Raw genomic sequence first — 7,588 nt, 5'->3', positions numbered from 1 at the left:
GGGCCGTGCGGGCGGGCGCCGGCTGGGCAGAGCCTCGATCCATCACCTTGATGATGTGAAAACCGTTGCCGCTTTGGATGAGGGCGCTAACCTGCCCTTTCTGCAGATTGCTGACGGCCTGGACGAACAGGTCGGGCCAGCCGTCCAGCGGGCGCACGCCCATGACGCCGCCTTGCAGGGCTTCGGGACCGTCCGAGGCCGCGGCGGCCAGGCTGGCGAAGTCGTCGCCGCGTTTGGCTTGCGCCAACAGGCCTTCGGCCTTCTTGCGCAGCGCGGCCAGTTGCTCGGGTGACGAGCCTTCAGGCACGCGCACCAGGATCTGAGCCAGGGCGTAAAGCATCGGACCCGACGGCGCGGCGGCCTGCTGGGGTTCGGGCTGCGGCTGGGCCTGCGACTGGGCTTGCGGCTGGGGCGCCGCCTGCGGCGGCGCTGCGCCGAACGCCGGATTGCGGCGCTGATCCTTCAGGAAGGCGTCGACTTCGGTATCGGAAATGACAATCGTCGAGTCCACCGCGCGCTGGCGCAGTCGATCGGTGCGGATCTCGTCGCGCAGCGACTTGCGGTAGCTGTCCCAGTGGGTGCCGGATTTTTCGATTTCCTGGCGCAACTGGGCCACGGTGATCTTGTTGCGGAAGGCAATGGTCTGGATGGCCTGATCGACTTGCGCATCGTCCACGCGTATGCCCAGGCGGTCTGCTTCATGGCGCTGCACGCGTTCCATGATCAGGCGTTGCAGCACCTGATGCTGCAGGGTCTGGTCATCGGGCACCTGGATGCCGCGGGACTTCAACTCGGCCGAAATACGCAGGGACGCGTCGCGCAGTTCGCGCAACGTAATCACGTCCTTGTCCACCACGGCGGCAATGCCGTCGACAAACTGCTCGCGCTGCGGCGCGGGCGCCGGCGCGGCATTCTTCTGCGCGGCGGAATTCGGCTTGGCGCCATTGTTCGCTGCCTTGCCGCCCTGCTCGGCCGCATGGGCCACGGGCAAGCCGGCGCACACGGCCAACAGCAGCGCATTGCCGGAGAGGCGACGCAAAGAGTGCAACCTACGCATCATTCATACCTTTCAAATGTGGTCCCGGTGGGCACTGGCGGCGTAATGCGCGAGTAGCCGGGGATACTTCTGTTCAGCAGGTTCATCGGATCGGTTCCCAGGGAACCCAGGCCGGTCAGCTCAAGCTGGAAGAACACTGCGGAGTTGGCGTCCGTAGCCGAAACGGCGTACCGCTGGTAGACCACGCGACCCACCCAGCAGCAATCGCCCTTGTACTCCAGGCCTGCGATGGCCTGCGTCACGCGGGGAGAATCCGTCGTATTGGCGATCGTGCTGGACGGCCCGGAACGCAAGGAATAGTCCACCCGTCCGACACCGTACCAGCGCTTGCTGAACGGCCACTGGACCGCCATGCTGACCTGGTTCTGGCCCTGCGGCTGATAGGAAACGCCAGGCTGAGGATCGCGCTGATAACGGTAGGACAAGGCCACCGTGGTCAGGCGTTGCGGTGACCAGCGCGCACTTACCAAGCCGCGCGACCAGTTGTTGTCATAGGGGTTGTATTGGGCGGCGACTTCCGTGCTGAGCGTGTCGGTCAGGGCGGCGCTGGCACCCACGAGGAAGTCCGACCGCACGTTCTCGCGCGGAGTTTCGTACGGCAGCGTGACCTTCTGATCCTGGAAATAGAGCCGCTGCGCCACGGCCAGCGACAGGCGCTCGAAACCGGTATCGGCGTCCAGCCAGCGGGTGGTCAGCGCCGCAGTCAGCTGGTTCGCGTTGGCGATGCGGTCCCAACCGCCTGTGTAGATATTCTCCTCGAACGCCTGCGAGAAGCTGAAATCGGCCAAGGACGTGTCGTAGACCGGCAGTTTGGACTGATCGCGGTATGGCACGTACAGGTAGTACAGCCGGGGCTCGAGGGTTTGCGTGGACGCCTTGCCGAACAGCGAGGTATCACGCTCGAAGATCAAGCCCGAGTCCAGCGACATGATGGGCACGGTGCGCGATTGCGAGTGCGGGTAGCCGAAAGAGGTGCCGGCATTCGCGGTGCCTGAATTGAGGCCAAGCCAGTCACCGCTGTACCAGTTGGTCTGGTACTGGGTGTAGTTCACGCCTGCCTTGGGTACGACGAACCAGCCCGGACGCACGATCGGGTAGGAAACCGTGGGATACGACTGCAGGCGATCCCCTTGCGGACCGGTGCGCTTGCCGTCCAGCAAGGGCTTCTTGAACCGCACCGCCGTCGAGGTCCAATCAACGTCAAAACCGCCCCAGTCGTAGCGCGCGCCGCGCAGGAACAGTTCGGGCTCCTTGTCGTACGGCGGCGACAACGGCGCGTCAGGATCCTGCAGCGTCTGATACTTATAGACTTGGGCGTACGCGCTCCAGTACTGCGACCCCCAGCCCACGCGCCCACGCTGCGGCAAATAGGTCGTGGAAGCCTGGTTCAAACCCAGCTGGGAAATATCGCGGAAGTAGTTGTCGTCCGAAGCCTTCGCGATATCCCAATCCGCATAGAACCCATTGGGCAACACCTGCTGATGGCGCCACCAGTACATCCAACGGTCGCTGTCGGTCAGCTTGTCGTTGGGCAGATAGGTGCCATCCAGAACGCCGGTATAAGAACTGCCCAGGTAACGGAACTCGCCCCCCATCTGCAGGCCGCGCTTGGAGAAGTAGCGCGGCTGCACGGTCAGGTCATAGTTGGGAGCCAGATTCAGGTAATACGGAATCGAAAAATCGAAACCGCCCTGGCTGGTGGTGCCATAGGTCGGCATCAGGAAACCCGACTTGCGCTCCTTCCTGACCGGGAAGGTCATGTAGGGCGACGCCAGGATGGGCACGTCCTTGAAATACAGCACGCCGCTGCGCGCCACGCCTTCGTTCTCGTCGAAGTCGATGTCGACGGTCTTGGCCTTGATGTACCAGGACGGGGTTTCGCAGGCGCAGCCGCTGTATGTCACCGTTTGCAGCCGCATCTGCGACCGGCTGAATATGTCAGCGTGCTCGGCGACGGCGAAACCGCCGTTGGCGCCCATCCAGAAACTGGGTTTCTCAATCTCGCCCGAGGACTTGTCCACGTTGAACTTGGCGTTCGGCCCGATCACCAGGGTGCCGTCGCGCATCATGCGCGCGCTGCCCTGGACGTCGACTTCGCCGGTGTCCTTGCGGTAGTTGATGCGATCGCCCTTGATCACGCTGTCGATGCGGCGCACCTGGGCATTGCCTGTCAGGGTCAGGTCGGAATCAGGATCGCCATCGATGGAGTCCGCCTCCATGAAGGCGGGAATGCTGTCGTCCGGCAGGCGGTGGATCCGCAGGCCCGGCGAAGTGCGCAGCACGGGGGTCGCCGAGGTCGACGACGCGGCGGGAGCGCTGCCCTGGCTACCTTGGGCCTGGACGGCTCCGGCGGCGACACTGACAGCAGAGAGGATCAACCATCGAACCTTGCGCACGAGTGAAAACAGCCCTTTTTGACGATGGTGGGAACGCGACACCGGCACCCACGAAGGGCCAATGCTAACGGAAACGAGCCGGTATTATAGAGAAGCCGCGCCATAGGCCCAGACTTATGTGCTCGGGACACAATTCTCAGCAATATTGCCTTTCTGACACGGATCTTCCTTGAAAAACGATCACGACCCCCGCCTGGAGCAGATCCGCGGCTGGCTGGGCAGCCTGCCCGCCAGCCTGAACCTGGCCATCGACACGCTGCGCCCGGCGTCCGCCGACGCCAGTTTCCGCCGCTACTTCAGGCTGGACGCCGGCGAGCGCACCCTGATAGTCATGGACGCCCCGCCCGCCCACGAGGATTGCCGCCCCTTCCTGCACGTGGACCGCTTGCTGGCGGACGTCGGCCTGAATGTACCTGCCGTGTTGGCGCAGGACCTGGACCAGGGCCTGCTGCTGCTGTCCGACCTGGGCGAGCAGACTTATTACCAGCGCATCCAGGCGGGGCTGTCGGACAGCCAGCTACAGACGCTGTACCGCGAAGCCCTGGCCGCCCTGGTCCGCCTGCAGCAGGCGTCCACCGCCGGCCTGGGCACCTATGACACGGCCCGCCTGGCCGATGAGCTCAAGCTGTTTCCCGAGTGGTATGTGCAGAAGCACCATGGCGTCGCGCTGGACGACAAGACCGCGAACGCGCTGGACAAGATCTTCGCGCTGCTGTCGGCCAGCAACGGCGGACAGGCCCAAGTGCTGGTGCACCGCGATTACCATTCCCCCAATCTGATGGTCTGCGACCAGCCGCAATACGGCCCCAACCCCGGCATCATCGATTTCCAGGACGCGCTCGCCGGCCCCATCACCTACGATCTGGCCTCGCTGGTGACCGACGCCCGCACCACCTGGGAAGAACCCCAGCAACTGGATTGGGCCATTCGCTACTGGGAAATGGCGCGCGCAGCGGGCCTGCCGGTGGAGGCCGATTTCGCGGATTTCCACCGCGCCTATGAATGGATGGGGCTGCAACGCAACCTGCGTATCCTGGGCGTATTCGCCCGTCTCAATCACCGCGACGGCAAGGCGCATTACCTGGCCCACATTCCGCGCATGAACGGCTACGTGCGCCAGGTGGCCCAGCGCTACGGCGTCTTCACGCCGCTGCTGCGCCTGCTGGACCAGTTGGACAACCGCCAGGTCAGCGTCGGGTACACGTTCTGATGCGGGCCATGATTCTCGCGGCGGGCCGCGGCGAACGCATGCGCCCGCTGACCGACAGCCTGCCTAAACCCCTGCTGTCCGTGGGCGGCCAGCCGTTGATCGTCTGGCACCTGCGCCGGCTGGCGGCCGCGGGCATCCGCGACATCGTCATCAACCATGCCTGGCTCGGCCACGAGATCGAGCGAGCGCTGGGCGATGGCGCCGCCCACGGCGTGCGCATTCGCTATTCGGCGGAAGCCACCGCGCTGGAAACCGCCGGCGGCATCGCCCAGGCGCTGCCCCTGCTGGGCGACGAGCCTTTCCTGGTCATCAACGGCGACGTGTGGTGCGACTGGGACCCGGCCGCGGCGGAGGACCTGGCACGCGCCCTCCCCGACAGCGGCGCCTGGTTGCTGCTGGCGGACAACCCCCCGCAGCACCCGACCGGCGATTTCCGGCTGGCGGCCGACGGCAGCGTCCATGCCCTGGGCGATCCTCGTTTGACCTTTGCAGGCATCGGCGTCTACCATCCCTCGTTGTTCGCCGACGTCCCCCGAGGCGCGGCGGTGCCCCTGGTGCTCTTGCTCCGACAGGCCATGTCCCGCGACCTGGTGCGCGGCGCGCGCCATCAGGGCAAATGGACGGATGTCGGCACGCCGCAGCGGCTGGCGGACCTGGATGCCGAACTCAACGGACAGGCCCGCTGATGTCCACATATTTCACAATATCAAGGTGCGCAACCAGGCTTGTCCGCGCGCCCAAAGGCCCCGGCTAACGGGGTATTCTCTAGCGCTTTGACCTGCGCGCCCAGCGCGCGGGCGAGCAAATACATAGGAAGTTTTTCAGGAATGGGGATGTTCGGAAGATCGCAACGGGCTGTGTTCAAGCCCTCCGTGTACCAGCCCGGCCAACGCACGCGCCGCATGCCGCGCTGGCTGGTCCTGCTGCTGGTGGGCATCGCCCTGGGCGCCGGCGGCGTGCTCTTCCTGCAGACCAACTACGGCCCGCAGCGCCTGACCGTGGAACAGTCCGAGCAACTGCACAGCGAGCTCAGCACGGCCAATCTTGAGCGCCAGCGCCTGCAAAGCCAGCTCGAGGAAGCCACCCAGCAGCGCGACGCCAACAAGTCCGGCCACGAAAAACTGACCGCCGACCTTGCTGACGCCCGCAGCAAGATCGACACGCTGAACAAGGAACTGGTGCTGTTCCAGGACGCCATGCCGGCCGACCCGCGCGGCGGCAACCTGGGCATCCGCTCCGCCACCTTCAAGCGCGCGCCCGGCCTGCTGGATTACCAGGTGCTGGTCATGCGCGAAGAACGCCAAGGCGCGCCGTTCAAGGGCACGCTGACCTTCTCCGTCGACGGCACTTACCCCAACGGCCGCGCCGCCACCGTCACGCCGGAAGGCCCCGCCCTGAACGTCGACCGCTACGACTACGCACTGGGCCAGTTGAAGCTGCCTGACGGCTTCACGGCCAAGGTCGTGGTGCTGCGTGTGCTGGACGGTGCGCAAAAGCAGCAGGCGATGCGCATCTATTACGTGCGCAACTGAGACGCCGCGCCATCCCAAAGACCCGCCCTGATCCGGCGGGTTTTTTTTGCCCCAAAAAGATGGTTGCGTGCGCAACCTCTTGCGAATATAGTTGCGTGGACAACTAATGTCTGGAGACATCATGCCGCTACCCGCGCACGTTCCCGTCCTGATTGCCGGCGGCGGCCCAGTGGGCCTGACGCTGGCCGCGCTGCTGGCCGAATACGGCATCGCTACGCTGACCCTGGAGGCCGACGACGACTATTGCAGCGGCAGCCGCGCCATCTGCATTTCGCGACGGTCTCAGGAAATCATGGGCTGGGTCGGCGCCGATCGCGCCCTGACGGCCACGGGGTTGCCCTGGACTGGAGGCCGTAGCTACTACCGCAACAGCGAAGTCCTGCATTTCGAGATGCCGCACGACCCGCTGCAACGCTACGCGCCGATGGTCAACATCCAGCAGTACGCCGTCGAGGAATACGCGCACCAGGCCATGCAGCGCCATCCGGAATTGGCCGCGCTGCGCTGGTCGGCGCGGCTTGCCGGCCTGCGCACGGACGCAGATGGCGTCACGGCCGAAGTGGAGGCAGCAGGCGGCCGCCACACCGTGCGCGCCGACTGGCTGATCGCCTGCGACGGCGGTCGCAGCACCGTGCGCGAGGCCATGGGCCTAAAGCTGGAAGGCATGCAGTACGAAGGGCGCTACGTCATCGTCGACATCGAACAGGAATCCAGCCGCCCCGTGGAGCGCCTGGCCTGGTTCGATCCTCCGTCCAATCCCGGTTCCACCCTGCTCATGCACCGCCAGCCCGGCAATGTCTGGCGGGTGGACTACCAGATCCGCGACGACGAAGACCCCGAAGAAGCCGTCAAGCCGGAGAACGTGTTGCCGCGCGTGCAGAGCCATCTGGACATGATCGGCGAGACCGCGCCGTGGAAGCCGCTGTGGATCTCCATCTACAACGCCAAGTGCCTGACGCTGGACAGCTACCGCCACGGACGCGTGCTGTTCGCCGGGGACGCCGCTCACCTGGTGCCGATCTTCGGCGTGCGCGGCCTGAATTCGGGGTTGGATGATGCGGGCAACCTGGCCTGGAAACTGGCTTGGGTGCTGCAAGGCCAGGCCCCCGACAGCCTGCTGGACAGCTACAGCGTGGAGCGCGTCCATGCCACCCGCCAGAACCTGGCCTACGGCGCCAAGAGCACCGAATTCATGGCCCCGCCGGATTTCGGCTTTCGCCTGATGCGCGAGGCCGCGCTGCGCCTGGCGCTGTCGGACGAGCGAGTGCGCCAATTGATCAATCCGCGGCAGTCGGCGCCCATCTCCTACGATGCCTCGCCCTTGAATCTGGATGACGGCGCACCGCAAGCCGGCGCCGCCGCCGCGCCCGGCCAGCCCGCACCCGAAGCGCTG

General features: G+C 65.4%; 6 protein-coding genes. 4 read left to right on the top strand and 2 right to left on the bottom strand.

What is annotated here, in order from left to right:
* Together VIR09_RS30755 and VIR09_RS30750 are read right to left on the bottom strand one after the other, a co-directional pair.
* Window positions 1–1,060 (bottom strand): peptidylprolyl isomerase (locus VIR09_RS30755; RefSeq protein ID WP_332016314.1); only part of this gene is annotated, 1,060 nt, incomplete at its 3' end.
* Window positions 1,057–3,453: an LPS-assembly protein LptD gene (locus VIR09_RS30750; RefSeq protein ID WP_332016313.1), complete on the bottom strand. Its 2,397-nt coding sequence runs from the start codon at window positions 3,451–3,453 to the stop codon at window positions 1,057–1,059. The genes VIR09_RS30755 and VIR09_RS30750, both read right to left, overlap by 4 nt.
* 169 nt (window positions 3,454–3,622) lie before the next feature.
* Between VIR09_RS30750 and VIR09_RS30745 the strand changes: the two genes are divergently transcribed.
* From VIR09_RS30745 to VIR09_RS30730, 4 genes are all read left to right on the top strand, one after another.
* Window positions 3,623–4,663 (top strand): aminoglycoside phosphotransferase family protein, encoded by a 1,041-nt coding sequence (locus VIR09_RS30745; protein WP_332016312.1) that lies wholly within the window; start codon window positions 3,623–3,625, stop codon window positions 4,661–4,663.
* A complete protein-coding gene (gene murU, locus VIR09_RS30740) occupies window positions 4,663–5,349 on the top strand; it encodes an N-acetylmuramate alpha-1-phosphate uridylyltransferase MurU (RefSeq protein WP_332016311.1) in 687 nt (228 codons plus the stop codon). Before VIR09_RS30745 ends, murU begins: the two co-directional genes overlap by 1 nt.
* Window positions 5,350–5,496: 147 nt before the next feature.
* Window positions 5,497–6,195, top strand: a complete 699-nt coding sequence (locus VIR09_RS30735) for a DUF6776 family protein (protein WP_332016310.1) — start codon at window positions 5,497–5,499, stop codon at window positions 6,193–6,195.
* A gap of 121 nt (window positions 6,196–6,316) precedes the next feature.
* On the top strand, window positions 6,317–7,588 hold a 1,272-nt coding region (locus VIR09_RS30730), incomplete at its 3' end, for an FAD-dependent monooxygenase (RefSeq protein ID WP_332016309.1).

The sequence above is a fragment of the Achromobacter sp. genome (genome assembly GCF_036567245.1).
Taxonomy (GTDB): domain Bacteria; phylum Pseudomonadota; class Gammaproteobacteria; order Burkholderiales; family Burkholderiaceae_B; genus Achromobacter.
Note: the sequence above shows the minus strand (reverse complement) of the source record. Positions and strands in the feature narration are given on the sequence as shown.